23 protein-coding genes, 1 tRNA gene, 1 pseudogene and 1 other annotated feature are annotated in these 25465 nt (G+C 38.1%); of the genes and pseudogenes, 13 read left to right on the top strand and 12 right to left on the bottom strand.

Features of this window, described 5'->3' with window-relative positions:
• The coding region (locus FFR48_RS02605; RefSeq protein ID WP_162501831.1) for a zinc ribbon domain-containing protein at positions 1-186 on the top strand (186 nt) is incomplete at its 5' end.
• A 124-nt stretch (positions 187-310) separates the two neighbouring features.
• Here FFR48_RS02605 and rbp read toward each other — a convergent pair.
• Together rbp and FFR48_RS02595 are read right to left on the bottom strand one after the other, a co-directional pair.
• Positions 311-631, bottom strand: coding sequence for an RNA-binding regulator (gene rbp, locus FFR48_RS02600; protein WP_137666268.1), 321 nt, complete (start codon positions 629-631; stop codon positions 311-313).
• Positions 632-1114: 483 nt separating this feature from the next.
• On the bottom strand, positions 1115-1651 hold the full coding sequence (locus FFR48_RS02595; RefSeq protein WP_137666267.1) for a phycobiliprotein lyase: 537 nt from the start codon (positions 1649-1651) through the stop codon (positions 1115-1117).
• Between the two features lie 449 nt (positions 1652-2100).
• On the opposite strand from FFR48_RS02595, the gene FFR48_RS02590 reads away from it, so the two are divergent.
• The 8 genes from FFR48_RS02590 (at position 2101) to rplA (ending at position 9839) form a co-directional block, all read left to right on the top strand.
• Positions 2101-3489 carry an efflux RND transporter periplasmic adaptor subunit gene (locus tag FFR48_RS02590; protein ID WP_096566826.1) on the top strand — a complete coding sequence of 463 codons (1389 nt, stop codon included), beginning with the start codon at positions 2101-2103 and terminating at the stop codon, positions 3487-3489.
• A gap of 74 nt (positions 3490-3563) precedes the next feature.
• Positions 3564-6782, top strand: a complete 3219-nt coding sequence (locus FFR48_RS02585; RefSeq protein WP_137666266.1) for an efflux RND transporter permease subunit — start codon at positions 3564-3566, stop codon at positions 6780-6782.
• Between the two features lie 116 nt (positions 6783-6898).
• Positions 6899-7261, top strand: coding sequence for a 50S ribosomal protein L19 (rplS, locus tag FFR48_RS02580; RefSeq protein ID WP_096566817.1), 363 nt, complete (start codon positions 6899-6901; stop codon positions 7259-7261).
• 152 nt (positions 7262-7413) lie between these two features.
• Positions 7414-7486 (top strand) — tRNA-Trp (locus FFR48_RS02575).
• A gap of 198 nt (positions 7487-7684) precedes the next feature.
• Positions 7685-7906: a preprotein translocase subunit SecE gene (gene secE / locus FFR48_RS02570; RefSeq protein WP_096566815.1), complete on the top strand. Its 222-nt coding sequence runs from the start codon at positions 7685-7687 to the stop codon at positions 7904-7906.
• Entirely contained in the window at positions 7906-8532 is a 627-nt protein-coding gene (gene nusG / locus FFR48_RS02565) for a transcription termination/antitermination protein NusG (protein WP_096566813.1), read from the top strand. The genes secE and nusG overlap by 1 nt, the downstream gene beginning before the upstream one ends.
• Before the next feature lie 6 nt (positions 8533-8538).
• Positions 8539-8964, top strand: coding sequence for a 50S ribosomal protein L11 (rplK, locus tag FFR48_RS02560; RefSeq protein ID WP_096566811.1), 426 nt, complete (start codon positions 8539-8541; stop codon positions 8962-8964).
• 158 nt (positions 8965-9122) lie between these two features.
• Complete coding sequence (gene rplA / locus FFR48_RS02555) at positions 9123-9839, top strand: 50S ribosomal protein L1 (RefSeq protein ID WP_096566809.1); 717 nt, start codon at positions 9123-9125, stop codon at positions 9837-9839.
• A 471-nt stretch (positions 9840-10310) separates the two neighbouring features.
• Positions 10311-10479: a sequence feature (ribosomal protein L10 leader region), on the top strand.
• Here rplA and FFR48_RS02550 read toward each other — a convergent pair.
• On the bottom strand, positions 10416-10628 hold the full coding sequence (locus FFR48_RS02550) for a hypothetical protein (RefSeq protein WP_137666265.1): 213 nt from the start codon (positions 10626-10628) through the stop codon (positions 10416-10418). It overlaps the preceding feature by 64 nt.
• A gap of 34 nt (positions 10629-10662) precedes the next feature.
• On the opposite strand from FFR48_RS02550, the gene rplJ reads away from it, so the two are divergent.
• A complete protein-coding gene (gene rplJ, locus FFR48_RS02545) occupies positions 10663-11208 on the top strand; it encodes a 50S ribosomal protein L10 (RefSeq protein WP_096566807.1) in 546 nt (181 codons plus the stop codon).
• Positions 11209-11306: 98 nt separating this feature from the next.
• Positions 11307-11699, top strand: a complete 393-nt coding sequence (gene rplL / locus FFR48_RS02540) for a 50S ribosomal protein L7/L12 (RefSeq protein ID WP_096566805.1) — start codon at positions 11307-11309, stop codon at positions 11697-11699.
• A gap of 590 nt (positions 11700-12289) precedes the next feature.
• Here rplL and FFR48_RS02535 read toward each other — a convergent pair.
• The 9 genes from FFR48_RS02535 to FFR48_RS02500 form a co-directional block, all read right to left on the bottom strand.
• Entirely contained in the window at positions 12290-14215 is a 1926-nt protein-coding gene (locus FFR48_RS02535; RefSeq protein WP_137666264.1) for a serine/threonine-protein kinase, read from the bottom strand.
• 511 nt (positions 14216-14726) lie between these two features.
• The gene (locus FFR48_RS02530; RefSeq protein ID WP_201277564.1) at positions 14727-16547 is read right to left on the bottom strand and encodes a protein kinase domain-containing protein; all 1821 of its coding nucleotides are present in this window, start codon (positions 16545-16547) and stop codon (positions 14727-14729) included.
• Positions 16548-16577: 30 nt separating this feature from the next.
• Positions 16578-17198 (bottom strand): 2OG-Fe(II) oxygenase, encoded by a 621-nt coding sequence (locus FFR48_RS02525; protein WP_096566800.1) that lies wholly within the window; start codon positions 17196-17198, stop codon positions 16578-16580.
• Between the two features lie 129 nt (positions 17199-17327).
• Entirely contained in the window at positions 17328-18197 is an 870-nt protein-coding gene (locus FFR48_RS02520) for a fructosamine kinase family protein (protein WP_137666270.1), read from the bottom strand.
• A gap of 220 nt (positions 18198-18417) precedes the next feature.
• Positions 18418-19719, bottom strand: coding sequence for a M16 family metallopeptidase (locus FFR48_RS02515; protein ID WP_137666262.1), 1302 nt, complete (start codon positions 19717-19719; stop codon positions 18418-18420).
• A gap of 126 nt (positions 19720-19845) precedes the next feature.
• Positions 19846-20079 (bottom strand): hypothetical protein, encoded by a 234-nt coding sequence (locus tag FFR48_RS28865; RefSeq protein WP_201277563.1) that lies wholly within the window; start codon positions 20077-20079, stop codon positions 19846-19848.
• 266 nt (positions 20080-20345) lie between these two features.
• Complete coding sequence (locus FFR48_RS28860) at positions 20346-20687, bottom strand: hypothetical protein (RefSeq protein WP_201277562.1); 342 nt, start codon at positions 20685-20687, stop codon at positions 20346-20348.
• Positions 20684-22027 (bottom strand): AAA family ATPase, encoded by a 1344-nt coding sequence (locus tag FFR48_RS02505; RefSeq protein ID WP_137666261.1) that lies wholly within the window; start codon positions 22025-22027, stop codon positions 20684-20686. Before FFR48_RS02505 ends, FFR48_RS28860 begins: the two co-directional genes overlap by 4 nt.
• A gap of 163 nt (positions 22028-22190) precedes the next feature.
• Complete coding sequence (locus FFR48_RS02500) at positions 22191-22910, bottom strand: hypothetical protein (protein ID WP_137666260.1); 720 nt, start codon at positions 22908-22910, stop codon at positions 22191-22193.
• A 165-nt stretch (positions 22911-23075) separates the two neighbouring features.
• Here FFR48_RS02500 and crtD point away from each other — a divergent pair, with 165 nt between their 5' ends.
• On the top strand, positions 23076-24596 hold the full coding sequence (crtD, locus tag FFR48_RS02495; RefSeq protein ID WP_137666259.1) for a C-3',4' desaturase CrtD: 1521 nt from the start codon (positions 23076-23078) through the stop codon (positions 24594-24596).
• 81 nt (positions 24597-24677) lie between these two features.
• Positions 24678-25414, top strand: a pseudogene (locus tag FFR48_RS02490) (Uma2 family endonuclease).
• The last annotated feature ends 51 nt before the right edge of the window (positions 25415-25465 follow it).

The raw sequence follows: 25465 nt of genomic DNA, 5'->3' as shown, positions 1-25465 counted from the left end.
AAATCATCACTGTCATTATCTCAAAGAGTGTTTAAATGTGATAACTGTGGCTTTGAGATTGACAGAGATTTAAACGCTGCGATTAATTTAAAACAAGAAGCGGTCAGATTGATCGTGTTAGCCTGTGGACTAGATAGTGCCGACACTGCTAGGGTGAAACAGGAAGAAAAAGCCAACTTTTGTTAGCATTAGTTAGCTTTTTTGTATCGGTTTAGTATGTTAGTTAAAAACCGAAAAACCAAAAAACAACCCACCCCGGAGTCGGAATGGGTTAATTTTATTTAAAACGAATTAAGAATTTAGGGTAGACTTAGTAGCGATTGCGACCACCGCCGCCACCACCGTAACCACCACGACCACCACCACCACCGTAACCACCACCACGGTCTTCTTTAGGTCTAGCTTTATTTACTTTTAAGCCACGACCCATCCACTCAGCACCATCAAGTGCTTCAATAGCTGCTGTTTCTTCCGCTTCTGAACCCATTTCTACGAAAGCAAAGCCACGTAAACGGCCTGTTTCCCGGTCAGTGGGGATTTGTACACGCTTTACAGTACCATATTCTGCAAATACAGATGTCAAAGCTTCCTGTGTAACTTCATAAGAAAGATTGCCTACGTAAACTGACATATTATGTCTCCAAAATCACGAGTTTGTAGAGATTTAGATTTCGGAGAGCAGTCTGTAAATACCACAAGTAAAAAGCCTGTCAATACTAACAACAAAACGCTAATCGCCGAATTAACTCTCTCCACTATTATTACACATAAATCAAGTTTTTGGAGTAAGACTTTACAAAAATTTCATAAATTTTATCAAAACCTTTGTCAGCCGTTTAAGTTTGGGTAGAGGCTAGTAATTCAAGCTGATAACTGATGGTTATCAAGAAAATCCTGACTACAATCCTTGACATCACCGGGAGCATCCCAATGAAAGAAAAAATAAACGTGGCCACTGCGAAAACTCTCTTACACTCTCTTGCCTTTGTGTCCTTTGCGTCCTTTGCGGTTCAATCATATCAGACCCTGGGATAATTGTCTGTTGTTAGATAAAAATAAACTTACACATTTGGGATGCTCCCGACATCATCAAGCCTACAACAAATCAATTAGTTTAAACTCGCTTTTCCAAGTATTGCCCAATCATCAACTGCTCACCAGCACGGGAAACAATACTTTGTCGGGTGCGATATTTATCACCGATGAGTTTAATTTCTTCCTCAAATACAGAATTATTGTACTCAGTTCGCAAACACAGAGTTTTCAGACTGGGGAAATAATATTGTGCTGTGACTGGTTTAGTAGTGGCAAAACCGCGATCGCGATACAAAATATTTCCCCAAGCACCAAACACAGTCACACCACTAGCTTCTTTTTTAGCGTTGTGTAAATCTGTACTTTCCCAAGTAACTTTTGCACCACAAGTTAAGCTTTCTAAATCCTGCAAATCATGTAACTGAGCCAGCTTTTGCAATTCATCATCCCCTTGTTGCAAAAAATGAATGGTAATAATACTTACCATTTCCTTGGTTTCTCCTTGGGGTAAAGTGTAATAGCGTCTTTCAGAGCGCCATTCACCTACAGAAGCTTGGAAAAACTCAGCAATTTGCTGTTCATCAGCAGTTAGGGCAATTTTCAGCAGTAATGTCACTTGTTACTTTCCTCACCTAAAAGTCAATGTGTTGCTTTGGTGGTTGCACCTGCAATATTCTATCTGGGATATAAAAGCAAGCTTTGTTTAATATTCTTAATATATACACAAAAACCTGAAAAATACCAGTTCGTTTGGCACATTTTTCATAAATGGCTGGGTAATGAAAAACTCCCAGGAATAAATCATGACTAATTTCCTATTACTTATTGGTGGCAAAATCTTTATACTAACTTTATAATTTTTAGGATTGTCAGCAATTCTATACATCAATATCCATAGGATATGGTGAAAATTCTGTCAGTTTTATTGAGGAAAAAAAGTTATTTGGAATACATAAATAAATAGCTGAATTTTGATTGCTATTTTTGATTATTCATACCTATTCCAAAGTATTGGCTAATAAATGGCTGTAAGAGTGCAAATACTGCCCAATTGGAGAAAAATTCATGGTTTTGGACCCAAATAAGTCACAAAAACAGGTGAAAACATCAACTCCTATAGTTGTCAGCCCAGTGATCAATAAGCTGATGAATAAGCATAATTTATTCATATTCTGTCTGCTGTTACTGGGATTACTAACAACCAGTTGTGGTTCATTACCAAAAGAATCAGCAGAAGCCCAATCGAAGCGGACTGGTGGTGGAGAACGAGCAAATAGAGAAACATCTGTAGATATAGCGATCGCCCGCACACAAGAACTGCGTCCCCCAGCGGACTATATTGGTAACACCACCCCATATCGGACAGTATCAGTGCGATCGCAAGTAGAAGGAAGACTGATATCCTTAAATATGGATGTTGGTGATACAGTCAAACAAGGGCAAATCATCGGCCAGTTAGATGATGTTCTATTGATCACAGCATTACAGCAAGCAGAAGCAGAACTAGCAACCAGCCAATCAGAAGTAGCCAGGGCAATGACCCAAGTAAGTAACGCTCAAACGGAAGTAGAAAAAGCAAAGTTAGAACTCATCCAAGCCCAATCAGACTCCCAAAGACAGCAACAATTATTCAAAGAAGGAGCAATTTCCGAACAAGCAGCCCAACAAGCTCGCACCAAAGCCCAAACAACCCAAAAAGCCCTACAAGCCACTATTGAAAGAGTCCGTACAGAAAAACAAGCCGTAGCAGCTGCCCAAGGTAGAGTATTTGCCCAACAAGCAGTAGTCAAAGCCGCCAAAGAACGCCGTTCCTACTCCCGTTTAATCTCCCCCATCACCGGCGTAGTTACAGAAAAAGTCACAGAACCCGGTAATCTCCTACAACCAGGAAGCGAAGTCTTAAAAATTGCTGACTTGAGTCGAATTAAAGTAGTAGTTCAAGTTTCTGAATTAGAACTAGCAAAAATTCAAGTAGGGCAATCTGTACAAGTGCGTTTAGATGCCTTCCCCGATCAAAACATCATTGGTAGAGTAGCGCGTATTTCTCCATCTGCTGATCCTACAGCCCGTTTAGTACCCATAGAAGTAGTCATTCCCAACAGTGGCGGGAAAATAGGTAGCGGACTACTAACAAGAGTGAATTTTACAACCCAGACACCACAGCGAGTAGTAGTATCACAAACAGCAATTAATAGCAAAGACAAAGAAACATCAGCAGAAATGAACAACGGCACAATTTTTGTTGTTCAAGAAACTGACGGTAAAACCAAGGTAAAAGAAAAATCGGTAACATTGGGTAAAAAAGTTGATGGTAACGTCGAAATTCTTTCAGGGTTACAACCAGGAGAAAGTTATATTGTTCGCAGTAGTAAGCCATTAAAAGATGGTGAAGTTGTCAAATTATCAATTTTGTCAGAAAAAGATTTAAACAAACCGCAAAGAAAGAACTTGTAAATTTTTTTAGCAGTTTCAACTCTGTCACCTGTCACCTGTCACCTGTCACCTGTCACCTGTCACCTGCTATAAAGATGCAAATCACAAACAACAAAGGCTTTAGTATCAGCGCCATTTCTATCCGTCAGCATATTGGTACATTGATGCTGACCTTAGCAGTAATTGTCATTGGTTTATTTTTCATTATTCGTTTACCTGTAGATTTACTGCCATCTATTACCTATCCTCGTATTGGTGTGATAATAGAAGCACCGGGAATTTCTCCAGAAGTAGCAGTTGATGAAATTACAAAACCACTAGAAGAAGCTTTTTCAGCCACAGAAGGAGTAATTCAAGTTTTTTCCCAGACTCGTGAAGGTCAAGTCAGTTTAAATTTATATTTTCAACCAGGGGGAAATATTGATCAAGCACTAAATGATGCTACCGCTACTTTTAACCGAGCGAGAAATAGATTACCAGACACCATAGAAGAACCACGAATCTTTAAATTCGACCCTTCCCAACTACCTGTTTATGAATTTGCGCTCACTTCACCTACACTGAAAAATGTTGATTTGCGCGTTTTTGCCGAAGAAGAATTAGCCCGTGAATTAGGTGTAGTACCAGGAGTTGCAGTTGTAGATGTATCAGGAGGAGTGCAAGAAGAAGTTAGAGTAAATATAGATTTAGATCGTCTCCAAGCTATTGGTGTCGGTTTGACTGATGTGTTAAACGAACTGCAAAATCGTAATCAAGATATATCTGGGGGAAGAATTTTAGGAGCCAATTCTGAACCGTTAACCCGGACAGTGGGACGCTTCAAAAATGCAGAAGAAATTAATAATATTTCCTTTGAAGTATCTGCACCTAATTCAAATATCAAAAATCGTGTTTATTTGCGCGACTTTGCCCAAGTTATTGACGGATCAGAAAAACAAAGATTGTACGTTTTACTCAATGGTCAAGAAGCAGTAAAAGTCAGCATTCAAAAACAAGCAGATGCTAATACTGTCAACGTTGTTGATGGAGTTAAAAAAAGATTACAAGAACTGAAAGAAGCGGGTGTTATTCCTGCGGAAGCAACTTTCACAGGAACTTTAGATGAGTCAATATTTATTCGTAATTCCTTAGCTAATGTGACTTCTTCTGGTTTAATTGGTTCAGGTTTAGCAGCGATCGCTGTATTACTGTTTCTTGGTTCTTTACGGCAAACATTCATTATTGTTCTATCTATACCTTTAGCCACATTAGCAGCTATTATTATGATGGGAATGTTCGGCTTATCCCTGAATATTTTTAGCTTAGGTGGTTTAGCATTAGGAGTGGGAATTGTGGTTGATAATTCCATCGTCATGTTAGAAAATATTGCCGCAGGAATTAATCAAACTAAACTACAAAATCACACATCAGAATTATCAACATCAGCAATTATTCAACAAGCAGAAAAAAGTAGTCGAGAAGTTGAATCAGCTTTACTTGCTTCTACCAGTACAAACTTAGTTGCAGTATTACCATTTTTGCTGATAGGGGGTTTTATATCATTACTATTTAATGAATTAATTCTCACGATTAGTTTTGCAGTAGCAGCTTCAATTTTAATTGCTGTTACTGTTGTTCCCATGTTAACATCACGATTATTAGCTTTACCCTTTTCTAGTTCTTTAAATAATTTTTGGTTTTTCCGGGAATTTAATCGTCGTTTTGATGGAGCAACAAGATTATATAGCAGTTTCCTATCTGGAATATTGCGTTGGCGGTTATTAACAATTGCGATCGCTATCATTTTCTTTGGTGCTGGTAGTGTGTGGATGTCTCCCCAAATTCCCCAAGAAATTCTTCCTCAAATAAACACCGGACAAGCTAGTTTATTTGCTCAATTTCCCCCCGGTACACCATTAGAAACTAACCAAAAAGTTATGCAAGTTGTAGATGACATTTTGCGTCAGCAACCAGAAACAGAATATGTCTTTTCTACAGTTGGTGGTTTTCTGTTTGGTGGTAACAGTAATCCTAATCCTTTGCGAAGTTCTAGTACCATTACCCTCAAACCAAACTCAGATATAGAGACTTATATTGAGCGTGTAACTAAAGAATTTAGCAAACTGAATTTAGTAGATATTCGACTGCGTTTAGCACCTGGAAGAGTGCGGGGTTTATTTCTTAATAACTCTCCTATTCGTGGTGCTGATGTTGATATAATTTTGCAGGGAAATGATACCAATACTTTAGAAAAAGCAGGACGAGAACTACTAGCAACTTTAGACGAGAAAATTACTTCAGTCAGATTCCGTCCAGATACAGATCCACGTCAACCTGAAATTCAGATTGTACCTGACTGGGAACGAGTGGCCAATGTGGGTTTAAATACTCAAGATATTGGCGAAACAATTAAAACCGCAATTACAGGTACTGTACCCACCCAATTACAACGCAATAACCGCTTGGTAGATGTGCGAGTAGAATTAAATGAAGAAGCGGTAAAAACAACTTCTCAGCTAGAAAGATTACCCTTATTTGTAGAAGGTAATCAACAAATTAGATTGAGTGATGTAGCGACAATTGTTGAAGGAAAAGCACCCGGAGAAATTCAAAGAATTAACCAGCGTCAAGTCTTTTTAATTGCAGGTAATTTAGCAGAAGGAGCAAGTCTGGGTCAAGCATTAGAGCAAGTAGATGAAGTAATTAAAAATGCCAATTTTCCTGAAGGTGTAAGTCCTTTACCCAGTGCAGCAGCAGAATCAAATCAACAATTACAAAACTCGTTGCAACTTCTAGGAGGGTTAGCAATATTTTTAGTTTTTGTAGTGATGGCTGTACAATATAATTCTCTTGTTGATCCTTTAGTAATTCTGTTTACTATTCCTCTTGCTTTAGCTGGGGGGATTTTTGGACTTTACATCACCGAAACTGCCATTGGTGCAACAGTAATTGTGGGTGCAGTTTTATTAGTAGGTATTGTGGTAAATAACGCCATTATCATGGTAGAATTAGCAAATCAAATTCAGGAACGCGAACAAGTTGATCGTCGCACCGCAATTTTAAAAGCTGCACCTCAACGTTTACGTCCGATTTTAATGACAACAATTACCACAGTTTTAGGGATGTTTCCCCTAGCTTTAGGAGTTGGGGAAGGTTCAGAATTTCTGCAACCATTAGGTGTAGTAGTCTTTTCCGGCTTGTCTTTAGCAACACTGCTCACCTTGTTTATTATTCCTTGTTTTTACACTCTATTGCATGATTTAATTGGTGGCAGTTGGGCAAAACCAGTATTTATCAAGTTGCGGATCTGGAAAAAAAATTTCAAGAAAGCTTAACACTCTCCTACATCCCAGAACTTCTGCCTGGGAAATTACACCAAATATCTGGACTATCAGGCAGTTATAGATTTATGATTGATGATCGTGGGTTTTTTTCAAAAAATAACTAGAATATGAACGTGCAAGAAGTAATCCGCTCTATAGAAGCGGAACACCTAAAATCCGATCTACCCGAAATTTATGTAGGTGATACAGTGCGGGTAGGAGTGAAAATTAAAGAAGGCGATAAATACCGAGTCCAACCATACGAGGGAGTGGTAATAGGTAAACGCAATGGCGGAATTAACGAAACAATTACCGTGCGTCGTGTATTTCAAGGTGTAGGCGTTGAGCGAGTATTTTTGCTGCACTCACCCCGCATTGATAACATCAAAGTAGTGCGTCGTGGTAAAGTCAGACGCGCTAAACTATACTACTTGCGTCAATTATCTGGTAAAGCTACCCGGATTAAACAACGGTTTGACCGCGCCCTGTGATGCAGTTAGTCCTGGGAAAAAACCAGGAAACTCAAGCCAAAAGCGGCATCTGCCGCTGACTTGACTTTCTGAAAAAATTAAGTTACACTAAAAAAGGAATTGTGTTAAACTAAAAAAAGTTCAGCGCAATCCCTGAAACAAAGATAGCTTGTGCGCTCTTAGTTCAGTTGGTAGAACGCAGGTCTCCAAAACCTGATGTCGGGGGTTCAAGTCCTCCAGGGCGCGCTCAAAAGCAAAAAATATAGCCCGAAACAAAAACGCATCTGCTAAAATAGCAGCCAGCGTTGATTATTTCGGGTCTAATTATTTTTTACTGATAGCTGAATTTGTTTACTGTAAATTGGGTCGAAGCTGTGAATAATTGTCAGCCTTGGTGCAAAATAACAAGGTGAAACGATGTAAGAAACGGGGGGTATAACGACCGTGGCCAAAAAAAACGAAGCAGAAATGCCAGAAGCAGGCAATGGTTTTAGCTTAAACAACTTCTTCCAAGGAACAAAAGAAGAACTGGACAAAGTAGTTTGGCCAAGTCGGAAGCAGTTGGTGAGTGAATCAGCAGCTGTGTTATTAATGGTGACACTTTCCGCGTCTTTGATATATTTGGTCGATGGATTGTTTGCTTGGGCAGCAAAACAGGTATTCTGATGACTTCTGCAACAGACGAACCACGGGATTTGCAGACAGAGGAAGCACTAGGAACAGCGCAAAAAGAAGCCCGCTGGTATGCAGTGCAAGTAGCCTCTGGCTGTGAGAAGCGCGTGAAAACAAATTTAGAGCAACGTATCCAAACTTTTGATGTAGCTGATAAAATTATCCAAGTGGAAATACCCCATACACCAACGGTAAAGATCCGCAAAGACGGGAAACGTCAGCCATCAGAAGAGAAGGTTTTTCCGGGTTATGTTTTAGTTCGGATGGTAATGAGTGACGATACATGGCAAGTGGTAAGAAACACAACCCATGTAATTAACTTTGTCGGTGCAGAGCAAAAACGAGGCAGCGGCCGTGGTCGTGGTCACGTCAAGCCAGTACCTTTAAGTCATTCAGAAGTAGAACGTATATTCAAACAAACGACAGAACAAGAACCAGTAGTCAAAATTGATATGGCTACAGGTGATAAGATAATGGTGCTTTCTGGTCCGTTCAAGGATTTTGAAGGCGAGGTGATCGAAGTTTCGCCAGAACGGAGTAAACTAAAAGCTCTACTCTCGATTTTCGGACGAGATACACCAGTAGAATTGGAATTTAATCAGGTACAAAAACAGAGCTAAATCCAAATGGCGAAGAAAGTAGTAGCGGTCATTAAATTGGCCTTAAACGCTGGAAAAGCCAACCCAGCACCACCAGTTGGTCCCGCACTGGGTCAACATGGTGTTAACATCATGATGTTCTGCAAAGAGTACAACGCTAAAACAGCAGACCAAGCTGGAATGGTGATTCCTGTAGAAATTTCCGTGTTTGAAGACCGGAGTTTTACATTTGTACTCAAAACACCCCCAGCATCAGTTTTAATTCGCAAGGCAGCGAAAATTGAACGCGGTTCTGAACAACCCAACAAGAAAAAAGTTGGCAGTATTACCAAAGCGCAGTTACGGGAAATCGCCCAAACTAAACTGCCTGACCTCAATGCTAACGACATTGATGCAGCAATGAATATTGTGGCTGGAACAGCCAAAAACATGGGTGTTACCATCACAGATTAATAGGTGACAGGTGACAGGTGACAGGTGACAGTAAAAAAGAGTAATGAAACCTGATAACTAGCAGCCGACCTATAACAAAATCTAAAATCCAAAATCTAAAATCTAAAATTGTATCGGGGGAGAAGTGAGAAACTTCGAGAACACCCCAGGAGCAAAAAATGGGCAAGAAAATATCACGCCGTTTACAGGCGTTGCTAGAAAAAGTAGAAGATAGGGATTACGCTCCCTTAGATGCGTTAGCTCTGTTAAAAGAAACAGCAACAGCAAAATTTCCCGAAGCCGCAGAAGCGCATATCCGGCTAGGGATTGACCCCAAGTATACAGACCAACAACTGCGGACAACGGTAGCACTGCCCAAAGGTACGGGTCAGGTAGTGCGTGTAGCAGTAATCGCCAGAGGCGAAAAAGTAACAGAAGCCACTAATGCTGGTGCGGATATCGCTGGTTCTGAAGAACTGATTGACGAGATTCAGAAAGGCATGATGGACTTTGACAAACTCATTGCTACTCCTGATGTAATGCCACAGGTAGCAAAACTGGGTAAATTGCTTGGTCCTCGTGGCTTGATGCCATCACCCAAAGGTGGTACAGTAACATTTGACGTTGCCAGTGCGATCGCCGAATTTAAAGCTGGTAAATTAGAATTTCGTGCTGATCGGACAGGCATTGTTCATGTTATGTTTGGTAAAGCATCATTTACCCCTGAAGATTTGTTAGTCAACCTCAAAGCATTGCAAGAAACAATTGACCGTAACCGTCCTTCAGGAGCAAAAGGCCGTTATTGGCGTACATTCTACGTCTCTGCTACAATGGGTCCTTCAATTAAAGTTGATATCAACGCCCTCAGAGATTTAAAAGTAACTGACGCTGCATAATTAGGTAATTGGTAATGGGTAATTGGGAATAGGTGAATATAAACCAATGACCAATGACTAAATACCAATGACCCTGAAACGAGACGCAAGCCCCTGACTTTTAGACATGGGGATAAGTCGATAGCGACCTTAGTCGCATTAAAACGATTGACTGGCTTTAGCCACAGTGGTATAATAGTGAAAAAGTGAGTAAAAAAACCATCTACGTGAAGAAACATCCTAGTGCGGAGAAATCCCGGCAACGGACATATCCAACTTGATTTGGAATAGTTAAAGGGCAAATAATGGCAGGATGTTGAGCGTACCTAACTGGCATTGTGATGGACTCACCAAAGCAAAAAAAAGTAAGCGCAATTGCAATACCTTTTGTCCTGGTAGTTGTTTTGAGCGTGTAGGGTGTTTTTGCCAGCACCATTGAAAGTCAGTTTATGGACTCTTCAAGAATCCCCCGGCTTTAGACGTGGGGAGTGTCAATAAAATTTAATAAAGCCGGAGACAGCAGGTGCTAATAGCTTAAATATCCTGCCGAGGTTGTAATTTTAAGTGACTGAAGTTTGCTCAAAAAAAGTTTGAGAACTACAGCATTAAAAATACTACTGTGAAACCCCGGCAAAGATAGCTGGGGTTTGTTGTTTTTGGCGCGTCAGTAAACAGGGGACTGGTGACTGGTGACTGGTGACTGGTGACTGGTGACTGGTGACTGGGGAGATAAGAAGATGAGGACATGGGGAGATGGGGAAGAAATATTGACCTTCTGACTCCTGACTCCTGCCTTTTGCCAATGTTCACTAATTAAGATTTTGCCCTTGGAGGTGAGATAAGCATGGGTAGAACGTTAGAAAACAAGAAAGAAATAGTAGCTGACCTGAAAGGGACTTTAAACGAGTCAACTTTAGCACTCGTAATTGACTACCAAGGTCTAACAGTTGCCGAAATTACTGACTTAAGGCGGCGTTTACGTCCTAGTGGCGCTGTTTGTAAGGTGACTAAAAACACCTTTATGGGCATTGCCATTCAGGAAGATGAGCAATGGAAACCAATGTCAGAACTGCTCAAAGGTTCTTCAGCCTTTGTGTTAGTTAAAGATGATTTATCAGCAATTAAAGCCTACCAGGAATTCCAAAAAGCCACCAAGAAGACAGAACTTCGTGGCGGTGTCATGGAAGGGCGCTTGTTGAAAGAAGCGGATGTCAAGGCCTTAGGAGACTTGCCATCTAAGGAACAACTTATGGCGCAAATTGCTGGAGCTATCAACGCTTTGGCTACCAAGGTGGCTGTGGGTATCAACGAAGTTCCAAGTTCTTTGGCTCGTGCTATTCAAGCTGTCTCTGATAAAGACAAAGACGGCGCTGAAGCTGCTGCTGAATAACAATTTTTCATTAGTTAAATGCTGTTAGTTAAAACCAGTATCTAATAACTAATGACAACTGACAAAAAACAAATCAAAATTCTTTAGGAGTTCTATCAATGTCTACTGCAACCGATCAAATTTTAGAACAGTTAAAATCTTTGACTTTATTAGAAGCTGCGGAATTAGTTAAGCAAATTGAAGAAGCTTTTGGTGTAAGTGCTGCTGCTCCTGCTGGCGGCATGATGATGATGGCTGCTCCTGGTGCTGCTGCTCCTGCTGAAGCTGTTGAAGAGAAGACCGAATTTGATGCTATTCTCGAATCTGTACCCGCTGACAAGAAAATTGCAGTTCTCAAGATTGTCCGTGAAATCACTGGTTTGGGTCTAAAAGAAGCTAAAGACTTAGTGGAAGCTGCTCCTAAACCCGTCAAAGAAGGTGTTAATAAGGAAGCTGCTGAAGACATCAAGAAACGCATTGCTGAAGCTGGTGGTACTGTAACCATCAAGTAATTTGTAATTGTAAATTATTTAGGGTGAGCTATTCTTTTAGCTTGCCCTAACAACTGGTTAAAAATTATTCTATGTTTTGTCTGTCAAAATTATTAGGCTGTTATTAATGTTCTTGCTTGCGTATAGTTAGGGTTTGCTGAAAAAGTTATCTGTGAAGGACCAGTGACAGGTGACAGGTGCTACGCCACGGTGACAGTTTCAATAGTTGGATAGGAACGATTTTTTCTTTAAGTAGGAATTAAGTGCAAGGTTTTTCAGTTGCCACCTCATAAAAGCTTGCACTTTTTGAAAGCACTTCGGCTTACTTCGACTTACTTCGACTTACTTCGACACCGCCCTTCGACACCGCTCAGGACAGGCTCAGGACAGGCTCAGGACAGGCTCAGTACAAGTCGCTCAGTACAAGTCAAAATAGCTAAAACCCTTTACCTGTAAAGTTTTCGGATTTATATGGCTAACGCCACGCTACGCTATCAGCAAACCCTACATAACCAACCATCATCAAGTAACATCCTGTAAATTCTCAAATCCTGGACATCCTAATTCTGGCAAAAAATTGAGAGTATTTTAGAGGTAATTGTTAAATTGGTTTAACATTGTTTAGCCGTTGCAGGATCAACAAAATCATGTAAATCTGCTTCCCAAACACTAATATAAATTGAATCGCAATTTTGCCTGATTATTTGCCCTTTAACTCCACCTTTTTTGAAGGTAAAATTGTCTGTCTGACGTTGTTGAATTTGTTGTAGTCCTTGTTGAATTTCTGCGGTTGCTTTTCCTGCTAATAAACCATTTAAAGTTGTTTGCATGATTTGATGATCTACAGTTCCCGCAAAACCGACTTCTGTTTGTCTGAGTCTACCAGTGTCACGGTCAAATAAATAACCCAGGTCTATTTTATCGGGTACTACTTCATAGATAACTGCACGGGTATTAGGCCATAATCCCCTTAAATCTCTTCTGGGTTTGCCTAATGCGGCTTCTACCGTGCTTCTGGATGTACCTGTAGTAAATATTGGTACACTTGTCCTGATATTGGTGGCATTTAATTGGCCTGTTGACTTAGGTTTATTCTTTTCGGGCTTTTTCTGGGTATCTGAAAATACCTCTGATTTGGGCAATACTTCTGGTTGAGTAGGCGGTTGTTCTGGCTGTTTCCGAGAATCAGATAATACCTCTGCTGAGGGAACTGCTTCTGGCTGTGGTTGCTGTTGTTGTATTTCCGCTTGGGGTGTGGATGTGACTGGAGGAATGGAAGTATTTTCAATTACAGGCTTATCCGCTGGTGGTGGTGTTATTTCTGGAGAAGAATTGCTTTCTGGTATGGGATTAGAAATGATTTCAGGTTGAATAGGGGGAGTTGGTGTAATTACTGGTGTGGGTGAAACTTCCAAAACCGGGGAATTTGTAGGTAAAACAGAGGGAGTTTGTGCTTCTGTTGTTACTGTGGAGTTGGTGGACGCTGAAGTTGAAGGTTGTGGCTGACGGTTAGAAGCTGTTACTAAACCAATTACAATACCAATTGCTACACCACCAAAAATGATAGCGGGTTTCTGCCAGTTATTAGGATTGTTGACTTGTTTGATAACTGGAGTTTTTGCGGGTGAATATGTGGGTTGAGTTGGCTGGTTAAGGATTTTTGTGGCGCTGGTGGTGGGAGAATGGGAGGGTTTGTAATTCTTATAATTATTTTGACCAGATTTTAAAGCATAGAGCATTTTACTGGCTGTGGTATAGCGATCGCCAGGACGTGGTTCAATAGCTTGTGTAAGTATCTGTACCATTACTGGGGATATTCCCGCAGCATATTGTTGCCACAATATTTGCCCTGTTTGCGGGTGAGTTTCTAATTCTTGGGGGTGTTTACCTGTGAGTAAATAAATGGCAGTTAAGCCTAAACTATAAATATCAGTAGCATAAACTGGACGACCGATCGCTTGCTCACTGGGCATATAACCAGGAGTACCGATAACTATGGATTGTACAGGATTGCTTGAAGGATTGATCACGGTACGGATAGTTTCTTTCACTGCACCGAAATCAATTAACACTGGTTTATTATCCTGGGAGCGAAGGATGATATTATCTGGTTTTATATCTCGATGAATAATACCTTTGCTGTGGACATAATCTAAAACTGACAGCAAACTGACAAGAATTTCTCTAACAACTGTTTCATTTAACTTGCCTTTTGATTGGATAATATTGCTGAGGGTTTGTCCTTCAATCCATTCTTGCACTAAGTAAAATTTGCTATTTTCGGGAAAATAGGCGTAAAGTTTGGGAATTTGATCGCTGGTTTCCCCTAGATTTTCTAATATCGCGGCTTCTCTCTCAAATCTTTGTTGAATGAGTTGAGAAGTTCCAGGATCGTGGTTAATAGGTTTTAGTTCTTTAATGACGAAGCGACGACGGGAAGGAAGGTGGATGTCTTCTGCGAGGGAAGTTTCCCCAAACCCACCAGCACCGAGTACCTGGATAACTTGATAGCGGTTGTTTAACAGTTTTGTTGTCATGAAACGTTACACGCGAGATCCTTCCCAATGTATATCAGATACTTTGACGATGTAACTATAGGATGTTTCCTGAAGTCAGGAGTCAGGAGTCAGGAGTCAGGAGTCAGGAGGGGTTGATTTAATTTCTGGTTAATTTTATTAATACAGCACTTTCCTTTGTAATGAGGTACACTCTGGGCGGGCAAGATGCCCACCTCACAGGGTTAGGTTTTTAATATTATCTGTGAAGGCAGGACAAGGAAGGCAAGGAGGGAAAGTAGACAAGGAAGATTTTAGACAAGAAATGTACTTCGGCTTCGCTCAGTACAAGGTCTGTTGAGCGTCAGTTTTTGTTACCAATCGTACATCATTTGTACGGCTTTCCTCCCTTGTCCACTGTCCTTCCTTGTCCCCCAAGTCTTGCCCTCACAACAATGTAAAATACCTACCCTTGTGAGAAGATGCCCACCCCACAAGAGTTTCATGATTATGATTTGTACCTCATAAGAATGAAATCTGCTGCATAACCGATTTATCTGAAATAGCGTAAATTGTTCTGATCTTGATATTGATTAATAAATTCTGCGTTTTCAACTTCTATTTTTGACAACAAATCAACAGGAAATTCTTGGGGTGAATATTGGGGATTATACCACGATTGCTGATTAAAATATGCTTGTAACTCAGGAGTATTAAACCTGCGTCCGTGAACTGCAAATATTGTGTTTCTCATAATATCTAATTCATAACCACTTTTACCAGATAAATCTGCTGCTGTCACCCGTCTTTGCGAAAGCCAAAAATAATTATTATTGATATTTGTGTTATTTACTGGTGATGTATCAGATATGGAAACCTTAAAAATTTCCTTGAAATATACACGATCAGGTGATGTATTAGCGTCTTTACTCGCAAGCACACAATAAGCATCTGAATTAACTTGTCCATAGGTTTTTAGAAAGTTGATACAATTCGTGCGATCGCTAAACCAATTTGCGTATACTTGATATAAACGCTTTCCTGATAGATTTGGATAATCTGGTATCCAAAACATTCCAGCTTGAGAATAACCTCTAACTTGTAAAGTTCTAACTTGTTGAGTAGCAGTTGGTAAATCTTTAAAGGCAGAATCAGCTACAAAATAAAATGAATTATTGACTACAGATTCATCTGCTAATGGGGGATTAACTTGAGTCTGTGTTGCGTCAGTAGATTGAGGTGAAGTATTTTTAGATGATTCTGTTTTTTGTTCTTCCTGAGTTGGTGATGAAGATTCTACTGAATTTTTATTTGAGGAAGATAGAGTTGTATTTGTGTTATTGGCAGATTCAACAGGTGGAGAAGATTTATTAATCGCCAATCCAATAATAATAGAACCACCTATCAAACTACTAGCGATAATACTAGGTAGAATCATTCCTGTTTGTTTATTATTCTGATTAACTGGTTGATTTGTATTCCCTGGACTAACTGTAACTGTATTTTGCAGTGGAGGAGCAATTATTGTTTGAGTAACTGGTGATTGACTATTAATAACTGACTTTATTTGCAAAGCATCCAACATTTCCTGAGCAGAAGTAAATCTTTCTCTGGGATGATAAGCAATAGATTTATCAATGACTTTTGCTAAATGAGGATTTATATTACTAGCAAAATTTTGCCAAATTATTTTCCCTGTTTGCGGATCTGTTTCCAGGGTTTGAGGCGGTTTACCAGTTAATAAATAAATTGCTGTTAAACCTAAACTATATAAATCACTAGAATAAACTGGTCTTCCTGCTGCTTGTTCACTGGACATAAATCCCGGTGTACCAATAATAATAGAACTGGTAGGATTTCCTTGCGAATTTAACACCGTTCCCATTGATTCACGCACTGCACCAAAATCAATTAAGACTGGTTTATTATCACTTTTACGAATAATAATATTATCCGGTTTAATATCTCTGTGAACTATTTTTTGTGAATGAATATACTTCAAAACAGGCAATATATTAACTAATAATTCCTCAATAGCATTTTCAGTAAATAATCCCTGCTTTTGCATTTTCGCTGTTAAAGTATCTCCTTCTATCCACTCCTGAACTAAGTAAAATTCACCCCCTGTAGAAAAATAAGCATATAAAGCAGGAATTTGATCAGATGCACTACCAAGGGTTTCTAAAATAGCTGCTTCTCGTTGGAATCTTTCTTGTACTATTTGATAAATTTGTGGATTATTGTGAATTGGTTTTAATTGTTTTACCACACAAAGGCGCTGTGATGGCATATTGGTATCTTGAGCGAGAAAGGTTTCACCAAACCCACCAGATCCCAGGGTGCGAATGACTTGATAGCGGTTGTTTAGCAGCATTGTTTTTATTAATGATTAAGTACGATATCTCTAATACCCATATTTTCGTTTTTTATTTGCAGATTGACTAGCTCTTGATTCTAAGGTAAATACTGGTATTTCCTCTAATTCATCTTCAGTTAAATTATACTGTTCACAAACTAAACTGAGGCGATTTCCAGGAGTTTTCACAGCGTTAACAGAATGGGTTAAATCTCCTTGAAAGTAAACCAGGGTATTAGTTTGAGGTTTAACTTGTCCCACTTGGCGTTTAGTTGATTTTAACACCAATTCTCCCCCTTCCATGTTTTCTGGTACTCGCACATAAAGAACACTAACTAGGTTGGGTGGTTCAATTGTTTTACAATAAGAACGCAAAGAACGATCTATGTGTGGATCAACGCGAGAACCTTCTTTTAATAGTAAGGGATTGAGATAAAAAGCATTACAATTAGGTTGCAATGCTAAATCTAAATAAGGTTTAAAAAAGGGAAACTTTTCTATAACTTTGGGTAATCCCTGACGCTGAAAAACCACAGAAAATCCTTTGGTGTTGATAAAATCACGATTAAGATTGTTGATAGCAAAGTAAGGACTAGATTGAATTTCACCCCACAAGTCATTGAGGTAATTATTAGGTAAAACGTTGGTTTGTAGTTGATAGTATTTCATGTTTTTAGTTCATAATTTTATTTGATAAATTAACTACCCAGATACCCGAACTATAAATTATAACTTATAAATTATAAATTATGAGTAATTTACAAAATAAACAAAAAGTCGGGTATCTTATTTTTAAATTTACAAATTCTGCAAAATTCGCTCAATCATCCCGTTTGCTTGGGAAGCATAACCACCACCAAATAAATTAAAATGATTTAAAATGTGATATAAATTATAAAGGGTTTTCCGTTGTTCATAACCCTGATCTAAAGGTAATATTTCTTGATAACCTTGATAAAAAGCTGGTGGAAAACCACCAAATAATTCTGTCATGGCAATATCAACTTCGCGATCGCCAAAGTAAGTTGCTGGATCAAAAATTACCGGTTCACCATCAACTGTAAATCCGGCATTTCCTCCCCATAAATCACCGTGTACTAAAGCTGGTTCAACATGATGATTTGCTAATAATTCGGGAATAGCTGCTAATAATTTTTCTGCTAAAGGAAATCTTCCTCCCTTTCTTTTTGCTAGTTGAAATTGATAACCTAAACGATGTTCTGTATAAAATTCTCTCCAGTCAGATTTCCAAGTATTAATTTGGGGTGTAGAACCAATAGTATTATTCAGATCCCAACCGAAACCTTTTTTACTAATGGTTTTGTGCATTTCTGCTAGGTTTCGTCCCATTTGTTGCCAAGATTTGTTATTACCACCGTTCATTTCTAGCCATTCTAATACTATATAACTAGAATTATTTGTATTTCCCCAACATACAGGTTTAGGAACACGGATAGTTTTGGTTTTATACATTTGTTGTAAACCCAGCATTTCTGCTGCAAACATTTCTCCCTGAGTAGCTTTGTTGAGTTTCACGAAGTAGGTGATTTTATCATTACTAATGGCATAACCTTGATTAATACAACCACCGCTTACAGATGAATGTTGAGAGGTTTGAAATTTTTGTCCTGTTACTTGACTTATATGGTGATCTATTTCTTGCCAAATCATGGTTTTTTATTGGTTATAGGTTATAGGTTATTAGTTACGCAAAAGGCAACGAAAGTAGGGGTAATACCCTTCGGGAAGCAAGCTACATGAATTACCCCTACGCAAGAATAAGGTTTTTAGTCATATCTTGCGTAAGTCCTATAGGTATTGGTTATTAGTAAGAAGTAAAAGTTATAGAATAGTATATTACCAATTACCAATCACCAATTACCCATGACTAATTTGGTTTGATGACAACTACACCATAAGCTGAGGGTGAAAGATATTTTTGTGCAGCTTGCATTAAATGATTTTCGTCTTGGTTTTGGATATATTGGGGATAATTAAATGCTGGTTCTAACTCACCTATTAAAGATTGATAATAACCATATAAACCAGAGCGATCGCTTGGTGTTTCATTGCCAAATATAAACCTATTTGCTACTCGTCTTTGCACACGAGCAATTTCTGATTCTTTAACTAATTCTGTGTGTAGTTTTTCCAAATGTTCAATGATTGCTGTTTCTACTGCTGGTAAATTTTCTACATCACATTTAGCAGAAATAGTAAATACTCCTTGGAGTTTATAATTACTATTACTCACAGAAATTGAAGAAACTAAACCTCTTTCTTCCCGCAGATCATGGACTAATCTAGATGTCCTTCCATGTCCTAAAATTCCCGCTATCACATCTAAAGCATAAGTGTCATTTAAATCAATCAATCCAGGTACTCGCCATAATATTATTAACCGGGCTTGTTGCAGACTTTCATCAATAAATTCCCGACGCACAATTTCTGGAAATGCTGGTTCTGTAACACCTGTTAAATGTTGATTTTTTGATGTTAAGCTTTTTGATGTTAAGCTTTGTGATTTTTGACTGTTTTTTTCAAATCCCTCAGCGACAATTTCTATTAATTCTTCCACTGGTAAATTACCCACAGCAACCGCAGTTATGGAAGATGGTTGATACCAAGTTTGATGAAATTCTCGCATCTGTTGGGGTGTAACTTGGGATATTACTGCTTCTGGACCGAGTACCGGACGACGATAGGGTAAAACATCAAAAGCGGTTTCCATTGTGTGCCGATAAATGCGCCTTCTGGGATTATCTTCTGAACGTCTAATTTCTTCTAAAACTACTAATCTTTCTCTTTCAAAAGCTTCTTCAGGAATGCTAGGATTACACACTACATCTATTTGCAGTGGTGCTAATTCTGCAAAATCTTTAGGGGCGGTAGTGATATAAAAATGTGTATAATCTTGGCTGGTAGCCGCATTTGTTACTGCACCTCTTTCTTCAATGCGACGTTCAAACTCACCACTGGCTAATTGTTCTGTACCTTTAAATACAATGTGTTCTAAAAAGTGAGCCATGCCATTGATAGCATCTGACTCCACAGCAGAGCCAACTTTTACCCATACATTCAGGTTCACTGCTTCTACTGGCATTTGCTCGGCAATAATGGTTAAACCGTTAGGTAGAGGATGCACCTTGGGAGCGTGAAGACGAGGAGATTTTAACAGAGTTGATGTCATTGGTGGTGAGGGCTATGTTACTGCTTATATCTTACAATGCCTTTGATGGTGTTAGCAGTGGTCTGGGTTGTGGAAGTTGTGGGGGATGTTTTTATCTAAATAAATCTAATTGTCAAATTTAAGCAATTAATATAAATCATCAATGCGAGCAAATTTAGCATAACTTTGACTGCGTTTACTTATTTCTTTAATCATATCTATTGCTTCTGAAATCTCTAAATGGTGAGCAAGGTAAGGAATAATATAAAAAAGAGCAAAAGCACTATATTCTTTATCTAATTTACAATATTCTTTCAGTATATCTATTGCCTCTTGATTACCATCTGTAGCATATTTCAGGAATATTAATAATTTTTTCACCTGATCACTCCGATGTTCCCTTAAATCTTTTCTATTAAGTTCAAATATTTCTTCAACAACTTTTCCACGTCCATCTTTTCCATAAATACTAGCTAATTTAGTATTCGCATCCCAATAAAAATCAAGATGTTGATATATATCAGAATTTTCATCCGTAGGATCAATTAATAAGGGAGCATCATCACAATCTAAAGGAAATTTTTCTCCTTTATGTCGCTTATTATTGCAAACTTCACAAGAGTAGAGAAAATTATTCCAGTCAAAAGTTAAATTAACATATTGAGATTTAGGTTTGATTTAGGTTTAAAATGCTCAATATGTCCTGTTGAAATCTCAACTTTGCGTTCACAGAAACCACATTTACCAGCAAACATATCATACAGTGGTTGCTTAACGGGATTTATCCCACTTTTTTTGTCTTTACCTGGATTATATTTATTTTGGGCATTTTCTACTTTTTTCTGTGCTGCTTGAATGTCTTGGGGGTTTGGTTTAGGATTACTTTTGACTTGTTCAAGATTAGTAATTGCTGCTTGTAGTTCTTTTAACCATGTCTGAGATTTTTGTTTCAGAATATTTGGTTCATTTGTTTTTTGTACTGGAATCATTTAAGATTTTCCTCTAAAAACCTATTAATTTTATCGTCTAAACTACCGGATTCTGGTTTACCTCCTATTGGTTTAAATTCTTTCATAAATTGTCTTAATTCTTCGTATTCTTGTATTTCTTCTACCGTTAAATTATTTCTCTGGCCTGTAAGATAATCATAACGATCAATTTTATCTTGTACATCTGGAGAATGTGTTGAAACCAAACCAAAAGCAGGACTTCTTAAAATATAATCAAAATCATAAGCTGCTATGTTCTTAACTTCCTCTATTTGAACTTCTCCATTGATCATTTTTAGTTTTAGAGTCAGTGCATCATCTCCAGCACCAGCAGTAATAAAAGGACTATGAGTAGCCACAAAAAACTGTATATTAGGAAAAACAGTTCTAAGCTTTTTAGCAATCAACCTTTGCCAAACAGGATGTAAGTGAATATCTAATTCATCTATGAGTACAATACCTGATGCTTCTCTTGGATCTTTATCTTCAAGATGGGAAAATGTTTGCAGTAAACGCCAAATTAAATCTCCAGCTAAAGCAATAATACTACGAAACCCATCTGATAATTGAGTGATAGGAATTAGCTGATTTTCTAATGAAAAAATAATAATTCCATCATTGCTAACCTGATCTATTTTAATATTTCCAGGTAAAAGTTCTAGAATAGCATCTTCCCCTAATCTTCTCATTTCTTTAGATTGAGAATCATCAGGATTTTTAGCAATGCGATAATCTAAAAAAACCATCCATTCTTCAAAAGTGCTTAAACTATCATTTTCATTAAACTGCGTGTTGAAATTAGTTTCACGATTTTTTCTTTTAAGTTCTCCTAATCTTACTGGATATCTTTCAGTACGTGAAAGGCGACGAAATGGACCATAACCAGCAGCGAACCAACCCTGAGAATCTAAAGTAAAAGCATTTGTTCTTAACCATTCAATGGTTTCTGAGTTTTTAGCATTTAGTGTATTTGCTGGATAATTGTCTTTACCAATTCTAGTATTTTTATCACCTATAAAAAAGTAAGAATAATCATAGGAAAATTTATTCCTACCTCTATTTTGCATCATACCTTCATCATCATTATTTTTCTGTATATTTGCTGTTAACTGACCATATTGTGAATCATTTCTTACCCAACTTTGTGGTAACGACATCAATTTCTTTGCTGCATCTGGTCTAGCTAATAGCAAGGCTATTGCTTGCATTAGTGTACTTTTTCCTACTCCATTTTCACCTAATAAAGTAATCCATTTATATGGTTTATTTCTATTTTCAAAGGATATTGTTTGATATGAAAATCCTTTTATATTTTTGAGTTCAATACTTTTTAGCCACATTATAATGTACCTCTTTGAATCAAAATCAAGTCTAAATTAATTCCAATTTATGCTTGACAATAATTTTATCCTCACTCTCTCAAATAGTATATCCTATTTTTGTGGTTTCATTTATTTCAGGTGGGCAAGATGCCCACCCCACAATTATTAAACAGCTACATTATCAGCTTTTCGCCATTGTCGGAAAAACAGAAATGTTTTTTGGAGCTTCAGAAGAAGTTAAAAAATTCTCTACTAACAATTTTTGGAAAGTACCTACTGACACTTGCCAGTTAGTAATTATTTGCTGCAAATCTTGAAGTTTATCCGCTGGAGTATTTCCTAATAAGGAATAGTTGAAGTTACCAGAAAATAAAATTGCTGCCGCTACTTTATCAGGAAACTGTACATTTGCTTGGTTAATACTTAAATTTAGTATTCCCCGTTTCAAAGGATAACTTAACTGCAAGGCAGCATTCACTTTTGCACCTTCAAATTCTTGCCATGAACCAGGTGCTAAAAGTTTACCATTAATGTATTGATATGCTTCTGCATCAGAGTTAAAAACTACGAATCCTCTGGGGTTAATTTCTACTCTTTGATACTCAACTTGGGAGAGTTTTTCTACTAACTGATGAGTAATTTTGGGTATTTGAATTTCTGCCTGTTGTTTTGCACCTATGGACTCAACTACTGTAACATTATTGGGCTGGGCTACAATTCCTACACCACTTTTGTAAAAAATCTGCACGACAAAATTGTTAAAAACTGGCTCTCTCGCTAATTCCCAATCTGTGGGAACAATTCCAGTATATTTCAAAAAATCAGGGGTTATGACTGTGGGATTCAAATTTTTAGCAGTGATAGCGATCGCTAATTCTTGAATTTCAAAATTTTTACTCATGTTTAATTTTGTCTATTATTATCGCAGCAGAAATACTGTATCACAAAGTCATAGGTGATAGGTGATGGGTGACAGGTGACAGAAATATATTCCACATCACCAGACTGAATTGAAAATTATGTAAAATTATGAGTAGTAATATTAAGAATTGTAAAACAGGTATTCATGCCTAGTCTATCCCTGAACAAAAACCAAACCCGTGTGATCGTCGTCGGTGCGGGAATAGGTGGACTAACCACCGCAGCATTATTAGCACATAGAGGTTATAGCGTTTTAACCCTAGATCAAGCTTTAGTTCCCGGTGGTTGTGCTTCCACCTTTAAACGTCAGGGTTTTACTTTTGATGTCGGTGCAACTCAAGTTGCGGGGTTAGAACCTGGGGGTATACATCACCGCATTTTCTCAGAATTGAATATAGAATTACCTGAAGCAACTCCTTGTGATCCTGCTTGTGCGGTATTTTTACCAGGAGAAAATACACCTATTAATGTTTGGCGAGATCCGGAAAAATGGCAAGAAGAACGCCAAAAACAATTTCCTGGAAGTGAAGGTTTCTGGCAATTATTAGCGACTTTATTTAATGCAAGTTGGGAATTTCAAGGACGTGATCCGGTGTTACCACCCCGAAATTTCTGGGATATTTTACAGTTAACAAAAGCTGTTCGTCCGAGTACATTTATTACTGCACCTTTTACCTTATTTACTGTTGGGGATGCTTTAAGATTATATGGTTTAGGAAATGATAAAAGACTGCGGACATTTTTAGATTTACAACTAAAATTATATTCCCAAGTGAATGCCGAAGAAACCGCTTTACTTTATGCAGCTACAGCATTGAGTGTATCCCAATCGCCCCAAGGATTATATCATTTACAAGGAAGTATGCAAATATTGAGCGATCGCCTTGTAGAATCTTTAGAAAGAGACAATGGTAAATTATTAATGCGTCACACCGTAGAAAAAATAAATGTAGAAAATGGCAAAGCTAACGGTGTAGTAATTAGAAATCAAAAAACTGGCGAAGTTTGGACAGAAAAAGCAGATCATGTAATTGCTAACGTCACTGTACAAGACTTAGTAAGATTATTAGGAGAAAAAGCACCATCGGGATATAAACATAGAGTAGAAAAATTACCACCTGCTTCCGGTGCTTTTGTCGTTTATATCGGTGTTGATCAAAGTGCTATTCCTGATGATTGTCCGCCCCATCTCCAATTTATGTATGATATTAATGGACCAATTGGGGAAAATAACTCCTTATTTGTATCTGTCAGTCATGAAGGAGATGGACGCGCACCAACAGGAAAAGCGACAATTATTGCATCTTCTTTTGTTGATTTTACCCAATGGTGGAACACAGAAAACTATCAAGAATTAAAAGCAAAATTTACCCAAGATGCAATTTCCAAACTTGCTCAATATTTCTATTTAAAACCAGAAACCATCATTTATGTAGAAGCTGCCACACCTAAAACCTTTGCCCATTATACAGGTAGAGAAAAGGGAATTGTCGGGGGAATTGGGCAAAGAATACCAACATTTGGACCCTTTGGTTTTGCCAATCGTACACCTATTAATAATTTGTGGTTAGTGGGTGACTCAACCCATCCAGGAGAAGGTACAGCAGGGGTAAGTTATTCAGCATTGACAGTAGTTAGGCAAATTCAAGCGCAAGAAAAGCGTTAGAGGCTAAATGAAGATAACAAAATTAAAGTAAACAGAAAATTTTGTTATATTCAAATCTATCACCCGTGAGAAAAAGAAACTATGGTAACAACAGCAACACCCGCAGAAACCAGAGTTTTACTAGAAAACATCTCCTGGCAGACATTTAAAACCATGCTAGTAGAAATGGGTTCAGAACGCGCAAATAGAATTTCTTACCATCAGGGAAATATAGAAATTATGACTCCACAAAAACCTCATGAAAACGCAAATCGGTTAATTGAGGTTTTTGTCGGGGTATTGTGTGAAGAATTTGGTTTAGAAGTTGATCGCGTTGGTTCACTCACATTAACTAGAGATGATTTAGAATATGGTGCAGAACCAGACAGTGGTTAAGCTGTGATGCAGCTAAATTGTATAATCATAAATTTCTGAACTCTTGTGGCACAGGCATCTTGCCTGTATCATTTATACAAATTAAATGCACAACAGCTTATTATATCCAGAATGAATTATTAGTCAGAGGAAAAGAGAATATTGATTTAGCCTTTGATCCACCACCAGACTTAGTGCTAGAAGTGGAATATTCACGACCTAAAATAGATAAATTGAAGCTTTATGCTGCAATGGGAATTTCTGAATTTTGGCGTTACAACGGAACTTCATTAAGAATCTACATTCTGACAAATAGGCAATATTCAGAAAATCAAATCAGCCCCACTTTTGCACCTATCCAAATCACAGAAATTCCTCGATTTATTGCGGAAAGTAAAAAAATTGGACAAATGTCCGCAACTCGCGCTTTTCGTAATTGGGTGAAACTGGCACTAAATGATTGACACTATCCTGCCTAAAGGCGTTCGCACTGTCAACTTCACCAATCACCCATT

Origin of the sequence: Sphaerospermopsis reniformis, assembly GCF_005402885.1 — a bacterium.
GTDB classification, from domain to species: Bacteria; Cyanobacteriota; Cyanobacteriia; order Cyanobacteriales; family Nostocaceae; genus Sphaerospermopsis; species Sphaerospermopsis kisseleviana.
The sequence above is the reverse complement of the archived record's forward strand: the minus strand, read 5'-3'. Positions and strand labels throughout refer to the sequence as shown.